This window comes from Micromonospora sp. NPDC047812 (assembly GCF_040704175.1).
Classification (GTDB): domain Bacteria; phylum Actinomycetota; class Actinomycetes; order Mycobacteriales; family Micromonosporaceae; genus Micromonospora.
Genome location: NZ_JBEYRY010000002.1, coordinates 1,456,039 through 1,471,947, shown reverse-complemented (window position 1 = coordinate 1,471,947; position 15,909 = coordinate 1,456,039). Strand labels below are relative to the sequence as shown.

The window sequence follows — 15,909 nt, the reverse complement described above, 5'->3', positions numbered from 1 at the left end:
TGGTGTCAGTGTCGTTCGCGGGCCGTCGGCCCGATCGCCTGCACGCGCTCGATGAGCCGTCGCCGTTCGTCGGCGTCCATGGGGATGGCCCAGCCGCTGGCCGCCGACTGGTGGATGTTGACCACGGCCGAGCCCTGGTCGGCGCGGATGTTCATGCCGGAGCACTCGCCGCCGAGCACGTAGAGCCCGAGCACCACGTGGTGGGGCACCGGCTCGGCACCGGCCTCGGGGGCGAACCGGCACTCGGCGAGTTGCACGCGACGCTGGGCGAGCCAGCCGTCGGGGCCACGCTCGGCCAGCCGGGCGGCGATCGTGTCCGCGTCGTGGTCGGCCCCGAGCATGACGTCGTGCCCGCCGGACGAGTGCCCGAACTTGAACACGTACTCGGCCCGGTCCGCCAGCAGGCGGTCACGGTTCTCCGGGGTCACCGAGACGGTGTGGGGCACGTAGCGGGCGACCATGTCGCGTACGCCGGCGGGCAGCAGGCTGGCGAAACGCTCCTCCCAGAACATCGCCATCCAGCGCTTGTGCGTACGGATCTCGGCCTCGAAGAGGTTGATCACGGAGGCGCCGCTGCCGACCAGCCGGGTGATGAAGTCGTAGTCGTCGTCCATGTCCTCGTGCATGAAGCCGCGATAGACCAGGGTGCGCTTGCCGGCCGACGGATCGAGCCACCGCTGCGGATAGTCGGCGTGGTAGACCAGTTCGACCGGCACGTCGGGCAGTCGCCGGCGCAGCGTCTCGGTCAGCAACTCGAAGCCGAAGTAGCCGACTCCGATGCGGCTCGACCAGTCACACACCACCACCCGGTCGAAACTGCCCTCGTGGAAAGCTCTGATGACGACGTCCGCGATCTGTTCCTCGGGCCGGGGCGTGTCGGCGAGCCACGGGATGTCGAGTGCCTCGCCCATCACCTGATAGCAGTCATGGAACTCGAATCCGGAAATGGACGAGTCGACGTTGAATTCACAGAACTGGTATCCGGACGGGGTCGGCAGAACGTCGACGCGGGCGAAGACCTGCTCGACGGAATCCAATTGTTCCCAATTGACGAAGGGCGCGATAGCGGCGGGTAGACCGAATTCCGCCAACAGTCGCTCGGGAGGCCCCGACCGGAGGAACTCGCGAATCATCGCCGTCTGCGCCTCCAACAGGGCGCAGGCCGCCTCGGCCATCCGGTCGAACTCGTCCCGGTCGATGACGAGCGGATAGGGGATGAACCGCATCCGGGTGGCACCGAGGTCGTCCATGAAACGCCGCACCGGCGGCGCGGCCGCGACGAACGCGGACCGCGCCGGCTCAGCCTGCAGCGCGGCCACCAGGGGCGCGTTCAATTCCGCGAAATTGCAGTCCGAGTTGTCATGCCGCACCGTTGTCCGCACCCCTTCGCCCGCCTCGTTATTGAATCGGATGCGAGTGTACGACACGAGCGGCCCGGCAGGCAGGGGCAAACTCGCGGTATTGAATGCGGACACGGTAAGTGTCGAACATTTCAGGGGTCGACCGGCGCGGGGTCGCCGAGTACAGTGCCGACCGGTCCACGGCGACGACACCGGCCTCCGCAATCCCGATTTTCGGGCGTGCCCGCATGCCGAACACGAACCGCGGCGGAACCATTACCGGAGAATCATCCGCGGGACCCGCACCCGGAATCGGCCCGGTACGCATCCGTCATCGCCGTAGAGACAGGATCACCACCATGACCGCACTCCTGGACGCCGTCGCCGCGGGCGTCACCATCCACGACCTCAGCCAGCCGTTCGAGGAGGGGATGCCCTGCGCGCCGAACCACCCGGGATTCCGCCTGGCCCTGCTCCGCCGGCACGGCGACGTGGTGCGGGCCGACGGGGGCTCGTCGGCCGGCGAGCTGATCGTCACCGGCGGGCACGTCGGGACCCACGTCGACGCGCTGTCGCACATCTCGCAGGACGGGCTGCTGCACGGCGGCCACGACGCCGCCGAGGCGCAGTCGGGTGGCCGGTTCCGCGTACACGGCACCGAGACGATTCCGCCCCTCGTCCGGCGGGGGGTGCTGCTGGACGTCGCCTCGGCCCACGGGGTCGACGTGCTTCCCGGCGGGTACGGCGTGACCGCCGACGACCTCCAGCGGTGCCTGCGGCGTACCGGCGTGCGGCTGGGCCAGGGCGACGTGGCACTGGTGCGTACCGGCTGGGCCCGGCACTGGACGGATCCGACGGCCTACCTGGGCCTCGACACGGGGGTGCCCGGCGTCGACACCTCCGGCGCGGCCTGGCTCGCGGAGCACGGGGTCGCCCTGACGGGCGCGGACACCACCGCCTACGAGCAGATCCCGCCCGGCGCCGGGCTCCGGACGCTGCCGGTCCACCGCCTCCTGCTGGTGGAGGCGGGCATCTACATCGTCGAGCACCTGCGGCTGGACTCGCTCACGGAGGCCGGCGTGAACGAGTTCCTGTTCGTCCTCGCCCCACTGCCGATCGTCGGCGGCACGGGCTCGCCCGTACGCCCGCTGGCCGTCGTGTGACCCGCGCCCGGCTGTTTCGCGCCACCGCCCGTCGTCGCTCGGCACGTAGTCTCGCCCGGTGATCGAGATGCCTCTCACGGCTCGGCAGTGGCGTCGCCGGGCGGCGGTCACCGCTGCCGTCGCCTTCGCCGTGGCCTGCATAGGCGCGCCGGTCAGGCAGGCGGTGACGAGGGCGCTCGATGCGGGGCGGGGCGAGAAGACGCCCGCTGCGGCGGCCGAGGCGTACCTCCTGGCCGTCTTCCAGCCGGACGACAACCCCGACATCAACCGGTGCCTGTGCGGCGACAACCGGGACGAGTTGTTCCGACAGGTCCGCGACCTGCGCAGACAGGTCGAGTCGCGGGTCACGTTCGGCGTGCGGGTCGAGACGACGAACTGGCACACCGACGACTCGGACGGCACGGTCTCCGCGATGGTGGACCTGCGGTTCACGGAGGTCGGCTCCACGGGAAGCGTCACCTTCACCGGCGCCACCCACCGGTGGCGCTTCCACACGACGGAGGAAGGGGGCGTCAGCGGCGGCTGGAAGGTCTGCCGCGTCGACGCGCCGCCGCTGTGCGGCACCTACCTCCGCTGCTGACGGCACCTGCGCACACGCACTCGGCGAGCCGAGCGAGCGGGCGGAAGCTCTACCACGGGTCTCGAAGGGAAATGCGAGCTGCGGGAATGCGTTGCCCGCAGGGCGGCGATCTTTTGGAGGCTTTCAGTACCCTCTCATAGACGGTGATGAGAGGTGATCATTGAGCACGCAGGCATCGCAGTCCTCGCAGCAGGATCCACAGCGGAAGTACAAAGCGCTGGTGGCCGTACTGGCGACGGCTATAGGGCTTCTCTTCGCCGGCGTCTCTGCCGGAGTCGACATCGGATTACTTCGAAGGGACAAGCAGGCCCCGACCAACCCGACAGCGGTCAGCACCCCGCCCACCGGTGGCCCCGTGCCCAGCGATGGGTCCCCGCCGGTCAGCAGCATCGCGTCGGATGGCAGCGACGGTACGGCACCCACGCCGGCAGGGCCGACACAGTCCGCGTCGTCCGGGTACGTCGTCATCCATGCGCTGGATGAGCTGCGGGTGCCCAAACCCGGGTTGGCCTGCAAATCGACCAGGGTCGACCTCGACCGGTTCTCATCCAAGTCTTCGAGCGACAGCGTCCCTGACGGCACGGACCTGCTGTACTCCGACTGCGAGAACGGCGGCGGGCTCGCGAATTATCATGCTGAGAACCTCGGAACAGGCCCCCTACGGCAGCCCAGCGCCGAGAACTGCGAACAGGAGGCCGGCAAGTCAGCGGTCGAGGTGATCGAGGCGGCTGACGCACGGCCGGGCAAGACGGCGTTCTGCGTTGTGACGAACGAAGGGCGCATCGCGTGGATGTACCTCACCAGTAAGGGCCCGCTCGACAACTACGAAAATGCCGATTTGAAGTTCCGCGCGATCGTGTGGGAACTCAAGCCCTGAGAGCGCGCTTCACACGCCGCCGAAGGCGAATTTCCCGGAGGGGACGGGGCGGCTTCACCTCAGCGGCTTGATGCAGCAGGCCGCACGGCCTGCGACATGCTGCCCGTGTCGCTCTTGCTCGACGCGGGGGGGCGCCGGCTACCCGGGTCGCCCAGTGGCCTGGCACAGCGTTCACGTGCGGTTGAAGGTCGACCAGTGAGACATGACGGCCCGGGTGGGACGAACAGGCGGAGGGTGTGGGATTCGAACCCACGAAGGACATCGCTGCCCTTACCGGTTTTCAAGACCAGCGCCATCGGCCACTAGGCGAACCCTCCCGGGCCGCGCTCCCCGTGGGGTGCGCGACGTGCCTAGTCTGCCACGGACCCGCCCCGGGCGAGCGGGCACCGCACCCGCGCTGGCATGATCGACGGCGTGTGGGAGACCCCGTCGGTGGTGCTGGTCAGCGGAATCATGGCGGCCGGAAAGTCCACTGTGGCCGAGGCGCTGGCCCGGCGGCTGCCCCGCGCGGTGCACCTGCGCGGCGACGTCTTCCGGCGGATGGTGGTCAGCGGGCGCGAGGAGATGACCGCCGAGCCGTCGCCGGAGGCGTGGCGGCAGCTGCGGCTGCGCTACGACCTCGCCGCGTCGGCGGCGGACCGGTACGCCGCCGCCGGCTTCACCGTGGTGCTCCAGGACGTGATCCTCGGCGCGGAGCTGCCGGCGATGGTCGACCGGATCCGGCACCGGCCGCTGGCGGTCGTGGTGCTCGCGCCGAGCCCCGAGGCCGTCGCCGCCCGCGAGGACGCGCGGGAGAAGAAGGGGTACGGGGACTGGCCGGTCGCCGACCTGGACGCGCAGTTCCGGGCGGAGACGCCCCGGATCGGGCTCTGGCTGGACACCTCCGCGCTCACCCCGGCGCGGACGGTGGACGAAATCCTGGCCCGGGCGTGGACCGACGGACGGGTGGGGTAGACACGGAACATGCGCGCGATCACGATCCCGGAGCCCGGCGGACCCGACGCACTCGTCTGGAGCGAGGTGCCCGATCCCGAGCCCGGCCCGGGTGAGGTGGTCGTCGACGTGCGGGCCAGCGCGGTCAACCGGGCCGACCTGCTGCAACGGCAGGGGCACTATCCGCCGCCGCCGGGCGCGCCCGCGTACCCCGGGCTGGAGTGCTCCGGGGTGATCAGCGCGGTCGGTCCCGACGTGGCCGGCTGGGAGGTGGGCCGGGAGGTCTGCGCGCTGCTGGCCGGCGGCGGCTACGCGGAGCGGGTCGCGGTGCCGGCCGGGCAGCTCCTGCCGGTGCCGGCCGGCGTCGACCTGGTCGACGCCGCGGCGCTGCCCGAGGTCGCCTGCACGGTCTGGTCGAACGTGGTGCAGGTGGCCCGGCTCGCCAAGGGTGAGACGCTGCTGCTGCACGGCGGCGGCAGCGGGATCGGCACCTTCGCGATCCAGCTCGCGGTCGCGCTCGGCGCCACCGTGGCGGTCACCGCCCGGGCCGGCAAGCACGAGCGGCTGCGTGAGCTGGGCGCGGCGCACACGATCGACTACCGCGAGCAGGACTTCGTCGAGGAGGTCCGGCGGGTCACCGGCGGCCGGGGCGCGGACGTCATCCTCGACATCATGGGCGCCGCCTACCTGCCCCGGAACGTGGCGGCGCTGGCCACGGGCGGCCGGCTGGTGGTGATCGGCATGCAGGGCGGCCGCAAGGGCGAGCTGGATCTCGGGGCGCTGCTGGCCAAGCGGGGCACGATCGCGGCCACCGCGCTGCGGTCCCGGCCGCTGGCGGAGAAGGCGGAGATCGTGCGCGGCGTCCGCGAGGAGGTGTGGCCGCTGGTCGGGTCGGGGGCGGTCCGGCCGGTCGTGGACCGGCGGGTGCCGATGGCCGAGGCGGCGCGGGCGCACCGGCTGGTCGAGTCGAACGACCACGTCGGCAAGGTGCTGCTCACCACCGGCTGACGCGCGGTCCGCCCCGGCGGAAGACGGGCCGGGCGGGTCAGGGTGTCGGCGTCGTCTCCTCGGCCCCGCGGGGGAGCACGAGGCGGGCGCCGGGGCCCTCGCCGGCGAGCGAGTCCCCGGGGTTGTTGAGCGTGCAGCGTTGCAGGGACAGGCAGCCGCAGCCGATGCAGCCGTCGAGGTCGTCGCGGAGCTTCGTCATCAGCCGGATCTTCTCGTTCAGCCGCTCCCGCCAGGTCGCGGAGAGCCGCGCCCAGTCCTCCGCGCTGGGCGTGCGGGAGGCCGGCAGGGAGTCCAGCGCCTCCCGGATCTCCTCCAGCGAGATGCCCACCTGCTGGGAGATCCGGACGAACGCCACCCGGCGCAGCTCGGTGCGGGCGTAGCGGCGCTGGTTGCCGCCCGTCCGCTCCGCCCGGATCAGCCCGAGCCGCTCGTAGTAGCGCAACGCCGAGGGCGCGACGCCGCTGCGGGTGGAGAGCTGGCCGATGGTCAGAGACTCGTGCATCACGTCGCCTTGAGTTGAAGTGGACTTCAACTTGCAGGCTAGCGGCATGACCACGACCACCGCCAGCGCGGGCCCGGCCCCGACCGCCGCGCCACCCCGTGATCCGACCACCACGCCACGCCGCCACCCGACCGCCCCGCCGCTGCCGGGACCCGTCGCGCCGCTGTACGAGCGGGTCCGCGCGGGCCGGGAGTTCGGCGCGAACGTCCGCTCCACCGTCGACGTGCTCTGGGTGCTCTACGACCGGATCCTCCGGATCGCCCCGGAGACCGTCGACGACCCCGGGCGGGACCGGTTCCTGCTCTCCAAGGGCCACGCCGTGGCCGGCTACTACGCCGTACTCGCCGCGAAGGGGTTCGTGCCCGCCGACTGGCTCGACGACCAGGGCGGGCCCGGAAGCCGGCTCGGCGACCACCCCGACCGGGTGCTGGTGCCCGGGGTGGAGATCGGCTCCGGCTCGCTGGGCCACGGGCTCGGGCTCGGCGTCGGCACCGCGCTCGGGCTGCGCGCCCAGGGACTGCTGACGCCCCGGGTGTACGTGCTGCTCGGCGACGCGGAACTGGACGAGGGCTCCAACCACGAGGCGATCGCGTACGCGGGGGCGACCGGGCTGGGCGGCCTGACCGCGATCGTGGTCGACAACGGCTCCGCCACGCACGGCTGGGCCGGCGGCGCCGCGGCCCGGTTCACCGTCAACGGCTGGACCGCCGCCACCGTCGACGGGCACGACCACGAGGCCCTGCACACCGCCCTGACCGGGCACGACAACCACCGGCCGCACGTCGTCGTCGCGGTCGTCGACCAGGGGGAGTGACCGTGCGGAACCGCTTCATCGAGACCACCACCGCGCTGCTGGCGGAGGATCCGCGTACGGCCCTGGTGCTGGCGGACATCTCCGCCGACGCGTTCGACCCGGCCGCGTACCGGCACCCGGACCGGGTGCTGAACGTCGGGATCCGGGAACAGCTGATGATGGGCGTGGCCGGCGGGCTCGCCCTGACCGGGCTCCGACCGATCGTGCACAGCTACGCCCCGTTCCTCGTCGAGCGGGCGTACGAGCAGATCAAGCTCGACCTGGACCACCAGGGCGTGGACGCGGTGCTGGTCAGCATCGGCGCGTCGTACGACCGGGCGGAGTCGGGGCGCACCCACCTGTCCCCGGCCGACGTCTCGCTGATCGACACCCTGCACGGCTGGACCGTGCACGTCCCCGGCCACCCCGAGGAGGTGCCGGCGCTGCTGCGGGACGCGGTGGCCGCCGACGGTTCGGCGTACCTGCGACTGTCCACGCTGCACAACGCCCGGCCGTACGGCGGCGACGGCGCGCTGCGGGTGCTCCGGGACGCGGGGCCGGGCGCACCGCTGCTGGTCGCGGTGGGGCCGGTGCTGGACGCGGCGGTGGCGGCGGTGGCCGACCTTGGCGTGACGGTGGCCTACACCCACCGGCCGCGGCCGTTCGACACGGCGGGGCTGCGGGCGCTGGCCGGCGACGCGGTGATCCTGGTGGAGCCCTACCTGGCCGGCACGTCGGCCCGGGTGGTGTCGGCGGCCCTGGCCGACCGGCCGCACCGGCTGCTGGCGCTCGGCGTCGGACGGGAGGAGTTGCGCCGCTACGGCTCGGCCGAGGACCACACCCGCTGGCACGGGCTGGACGCCGCCGGGCTGCGCCGCTCGGTCGCCGGGTTCCTGGACGCGGCGCCGGTGCCGGCCGGCCGCTGAGCCACGCCGGGCGTCGGCGGGCCGTGCACCGCCGACGGCGGGCGGCGCGGGAGGGCGGGAGGGGTCAGCGGGTCGGGGCGCCGAGGGGGCGGCGGCGGGTGCGCTCGCGGCCGAGGATCCAGATCGCCTCGACGCCGTCCTTCCAGGTGATCTTCTTGCCCTCTTCGCGGCCCCGCGCGCGGTAGCTGATCGGGACCTCGTAGGGGCGGATGCGCCGGCGCAGCAGCTTGCCGGTGACCTCGGCCTCCATGCCGAAGCCCCGGGAGCGGATGTCGAGCGAGCGGTAGAGCGCGACCGGCATCAGCTTGAAGCAGGTCTCCAGGTCGCCGATGTAGGAGTTGAACAGGACGTTCGCCGCCATCGTGACGCCCTTGTTGCCCATCACGTACCAGAAGCTGTAGGCGCTGTGGCTGCCGAAGGTGCGGTTGCCGTAGACCACCTCGGCCCGCCCGTCGAGCACCGGGTCGAGCAGCTTCGGGATGTCCATCGGGTCGTACTCGAGGTCGGCGTCGAGAATGACCATGTAGTCGCCCTCGGCGTTGTCGACCGCCGTCTTGATGGCGGCGCCCTTGCCGGCGTTGCGCTGGTGGGTGATGACCCGCAGGCGCGCATCGTCGGCCCGACCGAGGATCTCACCGGTGCCGTCCCGGCTGCCGTCGTCGACCACGACCAGCTCGATCTCACACGGGTAGTCGACCGCCAATGCCTGCTTGAGGGCATCCGCGATGCGTTCTTCCTCGTTGTAGACCGGCATGAGGATCGAGAGCTTCACGGGAATCTCCACGGTGGCGACGATATGTCGGCCCTAGCCTAGCCTGGCGGTTGACGACGCGGTGCTCAGCACTGCGGGCATTGGGCGCGGCGACCTCAGGTTCATGGTGTTTACTGCCGCCATGTCGGCAGTCGGCTACCCGCTCGCCCTGGCGCCGGTCGCCGCGATCGGACTGCTCGCCGTCGCGCTCCGTCCGGTCGCGGCCGGGACCGTGGCGGGGCGGCGCCTCGCGCTGGTCCGGGCGGCTCTGGTCACCGGCGCGTTCGCGGTGCTCACGGTGGAACTGCTGGGCGCGCTGCGGCTGCTCACCCTGCCGGCGTTCGCCGTGGCCTGGCTGTCGCTCCTCGCCGGCGCGGTGGCCGCCGTCGGCTGGCGACGCCGCCGGGACGCCGCGCGTGGCACCGCCGTGGTCGCCGCCGCGCACCGCGCGGTCGAGGTCGTCACCGCGCCGGAGCCCGCGCTGGTCGGCGCGACGGCCGGCCCGGCCGTCGGCGCCCCGCCCCCTCCGCCGGCGCCGCACGCCGCCGCACGCCGCGTCGCGCCCCGCCGCGCCGGCTGGTGGACCCGGCTGGCCTCCGCCTGGCGTACGGCGGGCCGGGGCGAGCGGCTGCTCGCCGGCACGGTCGGCGGCCTGCTGCTGGTCGAGTTGCTGATCGCCCTGCTGGCCGAGCCGAACAACTTCGACTCGCAGACCTACCACCTGCCCAAGGTGGAGCACTGGGTGGCCCAGGGCGGCCTGGGCTTCTGGCCCACCGCCATCCACCGGCAGGTGACCATCCCGCCCGGCGCCGAGTATCTGCTGCTGCACCTGCGCCTGTTCACCGGCGGGGACGCGCTGCACAACCTCGTGCAGTGGGCGGCCGGCGTCGGCGTACTGCTGGCGGCCACCCGGATCACCGCGCAGCTCGGTGGGGGACGGCGGGCCCAGCTGCTGACCGCGTTCGTGCTCGCCACCACCCCGATGGTGGCGCTCCAGGCGACCAGCACCCAGACGGATCTGGTCTGCGCCGCCTGGGTGGCCTGCGCCGCCACGGCGGCGCTGGACGGGCTGCGCCGACGCGCCGGGACCGGGGCGATGCTGGCGCTGGGGGCGGCCACCGGGCTGACCGCGCTGACCAAGACCAGCGGCCTGGTGGCGGTCGGGCCGTTGCTGCTGCTCTGGGGGCTGGCCCAGCTCCGGCTGGCCCGCACCGGCTCCGCGCCCGACCGCGCCGGACCGCCCGGCCGGGGCACCGACGCGTCCCGGACCCGTGACGGCCGGTCGCGGCGCCAGGTGCGCCGGACGGTCGCCGGATCGGCGCTGATCCTGCTGGTGGCGGCGGTGGTGGTCGGGCCGTTCCTGGCCCGGGTGACCGCCGAGTTCGGGCATCCGCTCGGGCCGCCCCGGCTGCGCGAGTCCATCCCGATGGAACGGCACGACCCGCCGTCGCTGCTGGTCAACGCGCTGCGGATCGCGCACACCGCGTTCGACACGCCGCTCGCGCCGCTGCGCCGGGCGGGCGCCGAGGCGATCGTCGGCGGCGCGGAGCTGATCGGGGTGGACCCGCAGGACCGGGCCACCACCTTCGGGCGGGAACGGTTCCCGGTGCCGTCCTGGTATCCGGACGAGGACCGGGTGGCCTTCCCGCTGGCCGGGGCGCTGGCGGCGATCGGGGCGGCGTACGCGCTGGCCCGGCCCGGCCGGGTCGCCCCGACGCAGGCGGGTCCGCTGCGCGCGTACGCGGTGGTCGTGGTGGCGGCCGTGCTGCTGCACACCGCCATGATCAAGTGGCAGCCGTGGGGGAACCGCCTGCTGCTCTACGCGCTGGCGCTGGCCGTACCGCTGGCGGGGCTCTGGCTGGACGCGCTGTTCCGGCGCCGGGCCGGCGGCACGGACGGACGGCGGCCGGTGGCGGCCGGGCTGGCGGTGAGCGTGCTGGCCACCTGCGCGCTCGCCGGGGTGCTGGCGGTGTCGTACGGCTTCCCGCGCCGGCTCGTCGGGGCGGGCTCGGTCTTCACCACCTCCGAATGGGACACCCGGTTCCTGCGGCGCCCCCAGTGGGCGGCGGAGTTCCGCTGGGCGGCCGAGGCGGTACGCGCGACGGGCGCCCGCCGGATCGGCCTGGTGCAGCAGAACGACAACTGGGAGTACCCCTGGTGGCTGCTGCTGCGCGACGCGGACGGCCGCCCGCCGGAGCTGGTGGCGCTCCAGTCGGTGCTGCCCGAGCGCCCGCCGGCCGATCCGGCCTCGGTGGACGCCATCGTCTGCACGGGCAGCCGGCCGGCGTGCACGGCGCTGGTGCCGGCGGGCTGGCGGGTGCAGTTCCGGAGCTACGTGGGCTACGCCCTGCCGCCCGGGAGCTGACCGCCAGGAAGCCGACCGGCGCGCGATTCGACCGGATCGCCCGGTTCTGCACTCTGCGGCAACGATTACGAGACGCATTCACATACCTCGAAGCCGACGCTACCTTCTGGTAACTCGATCGACGTCCCGCGATCGAGCCGAAAGGAGTGCGTCGATGCTTGGTTCCTCCGCCAGGCGCGAACGCGCGACCCGACGACGGGCCCTCACCGTCGTCGCCGCCGCCGCTCTCGTCCTGCCGATGCTCGCCGGAACGGCCACCCCCGCCACCGCGGCCGACCGTCCCGCCGTCCAGCCACTCCCCGCCAACCTGGAGACGATCCGCGCCGCCGAGGCCACCGCGCTCTACGGCACGCCGGCCGTCCGCCCCATCGAGCAGCGCCGCACCGCGCTGATCACCATGGGCGACAGCGAGATCTCGGGCGAGGGGGTCGGCAACTACGTGCCCGGCACCCACGAGCCCGGCAACTGGTGCGATCGCTCGTACGACCAGGCGGTGTTCCGCACCGGCATCGCCGCCGACGAGAAGTACAACATCGCCTGCTCCGGCGCGACCCCGTGGAACCTGATCCGGGGCGGGCCGACCCAGCACAACGAGCTGAACCAGGGCGACCACCTCGCCATCAAGGCGCGCAACACGCACATCAAGCTGATCTGGGTGGTGGTCGGCGCCAACGGCGACGGCACGATCCAGTTCGGCCCGGTCGCCACCGACTGCACCGTCCGCCGGGTGCTCCTCCAGGGCGCCTGCTACCCCACCTACACCGACCAGTGGAGCGTCCGCACCGACGGCAGCCGGCAGGCCGTCGAGGACGCCCTCGAAGACATCCGGCAGACGATGACCGGCGCCGGCTACCTGCGCTCGGACTACGAACTGGTGCTGATGTCGTACCCGAGCCCGGGCAGCCCGGACGTCGAGGACAACCCGAACTTCCCCGGCTGGTACGCCGGCGGCTGCCTGCTCTACCTGGCCGACGCCGCGTTCGCCCGGAACAAGGCGGTGCCGATGTTCGAGTCGGCGCTGCGGGCGGCGGCGACCAACACGGGCACCCGCTACCTGGACGCCAGCCGACTCTTCCACGGCCACGAGGTGTGCACGGACAACACCTCGGTCCGCGGGCTCCACATCGAGCTGGGCATCTGGGACGAGAACGCGGCCCGGCAGTCGTTCCACCCGAACAAGCGGGGGCACGGCATGTTCGCCCAGTGCGTCACCCAGTTCGTCGACTCCGGTCAGCAGCGGGCGACCTGCGTGGACCCGGCCAGCACCGGCAACGGCGTGCTCTACGACGGGCTCTTCGAGTTCAAGCAGCTGCGCAACGCCGCCACCGGCACCTGCGTCGACGGCAAGGGCTACGACTCGCGCAACGGCACCCCCCAGCAGTCGTACGGCTGCCACGGTGGGCGCAACCAGGGCTTCTGGTACGACCCGACCCGCCAGTCGCTGCACTCGGAGCTCTCCCACGACCGCTGCCTGGACGTCTCGGGCGGTTCGCTCAGCGCCGGTACGGCGGTGAACATCCACGACTGCCACGGCGGCGCCAACCAGAAGTTCGTGCTGGCCGGCAACCAGATCAGGACGGCCGGCAACGCCAACCTCTGCCTGGCGTTCGACAACCCGCTGCTGGGCACCCCCCGGCTGCGCCTGGCCGCCTGCTCCACCAGCGCCCGCCAGCAGTGGTCCTTCGAGTCCCGCAACTTCGCCAACCCCGTGGGCTACGGGCACGACGACTTCATCGGCTCCCGCGTCTACTGAGTCCGGCCCTCCCCGCGTGAGCGGTGCCGCCCTCCCCGGGCGGCACCGCTCACACCGACCGGCGTGGTGTGGCCCGCCGTCGCCGACGGGCCACACCCCACCTACTTCTGCCGGGCCGGCACGACGATCAGGCGGGCGACCCCGCCGTCGCCCTCCTTGGCACCGGCCACGCCGACGGTCGTGCCGACCTTGACGTCGGCGGACCGGATCGTCGTGCGACGCTCCACGACGCGCAGCTTGTCGCCGAACGTCCAGGTCATGGTGAAGCCGTCGGCGGACTTCACCGTCATCGAGTCGCCGTCGACGGCGGTCACCTCACCCCGCTGCACCGCGACGGTCCGCGTACCGCCGTCCTTCGTCCGCACCACGGCCTCGCCGTGCAGGGCGTCCCGACGCAGCAGCACCCGGGCCTGCCGGCGCTCACGGCGCTCCTCCGCGCGCTCCCGCCGCTTCTCCCCGGCCGCGCCCGGCGACGCCTCCGGCGAGGCGGGTGCGGCCAGCGGCTCGACGTCCAGGTCGCCGGCGTCGAAGCCCAGCGCGGCCAGGGCCTGGCCCTCCGCGCCCAGCGCCGCGGCGACCTCGACGGCGGTCTCCCGGGCCGGCTGACCGGCCGGCCCGGCGGCGCCGCATCCGCCGACGCCGAGCGCGACCGCCGCGAGCAGCGTGGTGGTGGCGATTCCCCAACGTGCCATGAGTCTCCCTCTCGTCCGTGGAGCCCCAGCCTCCCGCCGGCCGGCGAGCGGAGGGTCAGACCGATGTTCGGGTCAGGTAAGGATCCGGCGGCAGCCGGACGGTGAACGCCGCGCCGCCCTCCGGCGCGTGCCCGGCCGCGATCTCCCCGCCGAGCCGGCGGACCAGGCCGGCGGCGAGCGCCAGCCCCAGCCCGCTGCCGACCTTGCGCACCCCCCGGTAGCGCTGGTGCAGGGCGCCGCGCTCGAAGGCGACCGCCAGGTCGTCGTCGGTGAAGCCCGGTCCGCCGTCGCGGACCTCGACGACGCCGCCCGCCAGCGGGTCCGCGCCGGCCGCCCGGACCGCGAGCACGATCGGCGCCCCCGGCGGTACGACCCGCAGCGCGTTCTCCAGCAGCCCGTCCACCACCTGCCGGATGCGCCCCGGATCGGTGTACGCCGGCACCGGCGCGTCCGGGACCTCCGCGCGGAACGGCACCCCCACCTTCGCGCACCGGTCGGCCCAGGTCCGGCCCGCGTCGGCGGCCAGCCGGGCGAGGTCCACCGGCACCGGTTCGAGCGGGAAGTCGGCGGCCTCCAGCCGGGCCAACGCCAGCAGGTCGCTGACCAGCCGGTCCAGGTGCTGCGCCTCCGCGAGCACGGTACGACCCGCGCCGGGCGCGTCCGCCGGCTCGATCACCCCGTCGGCCAGTGCCTCGGCGTAGCCCCGGATCGCGGTCAACGGGGTGCGCAGCTCGTGCGAGACGGAGAGCAGGAACTCCCGCTGCCGGCCCTCGCTCGTGGCCAGCGCGGCGGCCAGCCCGTTCAGCGCGTACGCCAGGTCGGCCACCTCGTCGGGCGGCTCCACCGGCACGCGTACCGCCCGGTCCCCGGCGCGCAGCCGGGCGGCGGCGTCGGCGGCGCGCCGGATCGGTCGGGCCAGCCGGCGGGCGAGCAGCAGCCCGGCGACCACCCCGGCGGCGAGGCCGGCCAGCAGCGGCAGCCAGAGGCTGGGCACCACCTGCCGCCACGGCGCGGTGGGCTGGGAGCGGATCAGCACCACCCCGTTGCCGCCGGGCAGGGCACGTCCCTCGATCAGCGTGCGCCGCCCGTCAAGCGGACGGCGGGTCGACACGTTGCGCCCCTCGGCGACGCGCCGGACCACCCGCGGCGGCAGGCCGGGGCGCTCGGCCACCCCGCCCCGGACGAGGTACGCGTCGACGCCCTGGGCGTTCAGCTGCCGGACGATCCGCTCCTCGTCGGCGGTGCGCCCGGTCTCCAGCCGGGGACGCAGCACCGCGGCCGCGAGCCGGGCCTGGGCGGCCAGCGCCTCCTGGTCGCGTCGTTCCACGCCGCGTACCGCCAGGGGCACCGCGACGATCGCGGTGACCAGCACCGAGACCAGGGCGACCGCGCAGGTGACCAGCACCGCGCGGGACGTCAGCGTCCGGCCGGGACGGTGCCGCGGCGCCGGCGGCGGCGCGACGGTCGGCTCAGCCATCGGCGGAGTACCCGACGCCCCGGTGGGTGCGGATCACGCCGGCCGTGCCCAGCTTCGCCCGGACCTGCGCGACGTGCACGTCGACGGTCCGGGTTCCGGCGTGCGCCGCGTACCCCCAGACCCCGGCGAGCAGCTCCTCCCTGGTGAAGACCCGGCCCGGTCGGGCCATCAGGTGCGCCAGCAGGTCGAACTCGGTGGAGGTGAGCTGGACCGGGGTGCCCGCGGCGGTCACCGTCCGGCGGGTCGGGTCGAGGGCCACCGCGCCGACGACCCGGGGCAGGCCCGTGCCCTCGGGCGTCCCGGCGGTGCGTCGCAGCACCGCCCGCACCCGGGCGACCAGTTCGCGGGGGCTGAACGGCTTGGTGACGTAGTCGTCCGCCCCCAGTTCCAGCCCGACGACGCGGTCCACCTCGTCGTCGCGGGCGGTGAGGAAGATGACCGGCGTCCAGTCGCCGGCCTCGCGCAGGCGCCGGCAGACCTCGGTGCCGGTCAGGGCGGGCAGCGCGATGTCGAGGACGCAGGCCACCGGGCGCAGGCGGCGGGCGGCGGCCAACCCGGCCGCCCCGTCCCGTTCCAGGTGTACGCCGAAGCCGTCCCGGGTCAGGTAGAGCCGGACCAGGTCGGCGATGGCCGGCTCGTCCTCCACCACGAGGACGAGCCCGCGGGGCGCGGCGTCGACGGTCACCGGCCCATGATGGCCGACCGGGTGCCGCCGCGACGGTCAGCGGATGTTCGGGTTCGGTAAGAAG

General features: G+C 73.7%; 15 protein-coding genes and 1 tRNA gene. 9 read left to right on the top strand and 7 right to left on the bottom strand.

The features are described 5' to 3' along the window. Positions 1-5 precede the first annotated feature (5 nt). Positions 6-1,475 carry a hypothetical protein gene (locus tag AB0883_RS14725; protein ID WP_366641620.1) on the bottom strand — a complete coding sequence of 490 codons (1,470 nt, stop codon included), beginning with the start codon at positions 1,473-1,475 and terminating at the stop codon, positions 6-8. 224 nt (positions 1,476-1,699) lie between these two features. Here AB0883_RS14725 and AB0883_RS14720 point away from each other — a divergent pair, with 224 nt between their 5' ends. The 3 genes from AB0883_RS14720 (at position 1,700) to AB0883_RS14710 (ending at position 3,960) form a co-directional block, all read left to right on the top strand. Next, positions 1,700-2,503: a cyclase family protein gene (locus AB0883_RS14720; RefSeq protein ID WP_366641619.1), complete on the top strand. Its 804-nt coding sequence runs from the start codon at positions 1,700-1,702 to the stop codon at positions 2,501-2,503. A 58-nt stretch (positions 2,504-2,561) separates the two neighbouring features. Then, positions 2,562-3,083, top strand: a complete 522-nt coding sequence (locus tag AB0883_RS14715) for a hypothetical protein (protein WP_366641618.1) — start codon at positions 2,562-2,564, stop codon at positions 3,081-3,083. 160 nt (positions 3,084-3,243) lie between these two features. Further along, a complete protein-coding gene (locus AB0883_RS14710) occupies positions 3,244-3,960 on the top strand; it encodes a hypothetical protein (protein ID WP_366641617.1) in 717 nt (238 codons plus the stop codon). A gap of 228 nt (positions 3,961-4,188) precedes the next feature. On the opposite strand, the gene AB0883_RS14705 is transcribed toward AB0883_RS14710, so the two are convergent. After that, a tRNA-Ser gene (locus tag AB0883_RS14705) sits at positions 4,189-4,277 on the bottom strand. Positions 4,278-4,362: 85 nt separating this feature from the next. Between AB0883_RS14705 and AB0883_RS14700 the strand changes: the two genes are divergently transcribed. Together AB0883_RS14700 and AB0883_RS14695 are read left to right on the top strand one after the other, a co-directional pair. Beyond that, positions 4,363-4,914 carry an AAA family ATPase gene (locus AB0883_RS14700; RefSeq protein WP_366641616.1) on the top strand — a complete coding sequence of 184 codons (552 nt, stop codon included), beginning with the start codon at positions 4,363-4,365 and terminating at the stop codon, positions 4,912-4,914. A gap of 9 nt (positions 4,915-4,923) precedes the next feature. Next, positions 4,924-5,901, top strand: a complete 978-nt coding sequence (locus AB0883_RS14695; protein WP_366641615.1) for an NAD(P)H-quinone oxidoreductase — start codon at positions 4,924-4,926, stop codon at positions 5,899-5,901. A 37-nt stretch (positions 5,902-5,938) separates the two neighbouring features. Here the strand turns inward: AB0883_RS14695 and soxR are convergent, their stop codons facing one another. After that, complete coding sequence (gene soxR, locus AB0883_RS14690) at positions 5,939-6,403, bottom strand: redox-sensitive transcriptional activator SoxR (RefSeq protein WP_366641614.1); 465 nt, start codon at positions 6,401-6,403, stop codon at positions 5,939-5,941. 19 nt (positions 6,404-6,422) lie between these two features. Between soxR and AB0883_RS14685 the strand changes: the two genes are divergently transcribed. Both AB0883_RS14685 and AB0883_RS14680 read left to right on the top strand, forming a co-directional pair. Continuing rightward, positions 6,423-7,217: a transketolase gene (locus AB0883_RS14685; RefSeq protein WP_366641613.1), complete on the top strand. Its 795-nt coding sequence runs from the start codon at positions 6,423-6,425 to the stop codon at positions 7,215-7,217. A 2-nt stretch (positions 7,218-7,219) separates the two neighbouring features. Continuing rightward, on the top strand, positions 7,220-8,122 hold the full coding sequence (locus tag AB0883_RS14680) for a transketolase (protein WP_366641612.1): 903 nt from the start codon (positions 7,220-7,222) through the stop codon (positions 8,120-8,122). 64 nt (positions 8,123-8,186) lie between these two features. On the opposite strand, the gene AB0883_RS14675 is transcribed toward AB0883_RS14680, so the two are convergent. After that, positions 8,187-8,894 carry a glycosyltransferase family 2 protein gene (locus AB0883_RS14675; RefSeq protein ID WP_366641753.1) on the bottom strand — a complete coding sequence of 236 codons (708 nt, stop codon included), beginning with the start codon at positions 8,892-8,894 and terminating at the stop codon, positions 8,187-8,189. A 121-nt stretch (positions 8,895-9,015) separates the two neighbouring features. On the opposite strand from AB0883_RS14675, the gene AB0883_RS14670 reads away from it, so the two are divergent. Both AB0883_RS14670 and AB0883_RS14665 read left to right on the top strand, forming a co-directional pair. Next, positions 9,016-11,238 (top strand): hypothetical protein, encoded by a 2,223-nt coding sequence (locus AB0883_RS14670; RefSeq protein ID WP_366641611.1) that lies wholly within the window; start codon positions 9,016-9,018, stop codon positions 11,236-11,238. Between the two features lie 154 nt (positions 11,239-11,392). Further along, entirely contained in the window at positions 11,393-12,991 is a 1,599-nt protein-coding gene (locus AB0883_RS14665; RefSeq protein ID WP_366641610.1) for a ricin-type beta-trefoil lectin domain protein, read from the top strand. A 101-nt stretch (positions 12,992-13,092) separates the two neighbouring features. Here the strand turns inward: AB0883_RS14665 and AB0883_RS14660 are convergent, their stop codons facing one another. From AB0883_RS14660 to AB0883_RS14650, 3 genes are read right to left on the bottom strand one after another with little or no spacing between them, the layout of a single operon-like run. Beyond that, positions 13,093-13,683 carry a hypothetical protein gene (locus AB0883_RS14660; RefSeq protein WP_366641609.1) on the bottom strand — a complete coding sequence of 197 codons (591 nt, stop codon included), beginning with the start codon at positions 13,681-13,683 and terminating at the stop codon, positions 13,093-13,095. 55 nt (positions 13,684-13,738) lie between these two features. After that, on the bottom strand, positions 13,739-15,160 hold the full coding sequence (locus tag AB0883_RS14655; RefSeq protein ID WP_366641608.1) for a HAMP domain-containing sensor histidine kinase: 1,422 nt from the start codon (positions 15,158-15,160) through the stop codon (positions 13,739-13,741). Then, entirely contained in the window at positions 15,153-15,845 is a 693-nt protein-coding gene (locus tag AB0883_RS14650) for a response regulator transcription factor (RefSeq protein ID WP_366641607.1), read from the bottom strand. Before AB0883_RS14650 ends, AB0883_RS14655 begins: the two co-directional genes overlap by 8 nt. Positions 15,846-15,909: the final 64 nt, after the last annotated feature.

What these genes read in the sequence shown, in the direction of transcription:
- AB0883_RS14720 (WP_366641619.1), top strand. Translation starts at nt 1,700, where the DNA reads ATGACCGCACTCCTGGACGCCGTCGCCGCGGGCGTCACCATCCACGAC.
- AB0883_RS14655 (WP_366641608.1), bottom strand. Translation starts at nt 15,160, where the DNA reads ATGGCTGAGCCGACCGTCGCGCCGCCGCCGGCGCCGCGGCACCGTCCC.
- AB0883_RS14695 (WP_366641615.1), top strand. Translation starts at nt 4,924, where the DNA reads ATGCGCGCGATCACGATCCCGGAGCCCGGCGGACCCGACGCACTCGTC.
- AB0883_RS14700 (WP_366641616.1), top strand. Translation starts at nt 4,363, where the DNA reads ATGATCGACGGCGTGTGGGAGACCCCGTCGGTGGTGCTGGTCAGCGGA.
- AB0883_RS14670 (WP_366641611.1), top strand. Translation starts at nt 9,016, where the DNA reads ATGTCGGCAGTCGGCTACCCGCTCGCCCTGGCGCCGGTCGCCGCGATC.
- AB0883_RS14665 (WP_366641610.1), top strand. Translation starts at nt 11,393, where the DNA reads ATGCTTGGTTCCTCCGCCAGGCGCGAACGCGCGACCCGACGACGGGCC.
- AB0883_RS14660 (WP_366641609.1), bottom strand. Translation starts at nt 13,683, where the DNA reads ATGGCACGTTGGGGAATCGCCACCACCACGCTGCTCGCGGCGGTCGCG.
- soxR (WP_366641614.1), bottom strand. Translation starts at nt 6,403, where the DNA reads ATGCACGAGTCTCTGACCATCGGCCAGCTCTCCACCCGCAGCGGCGTC.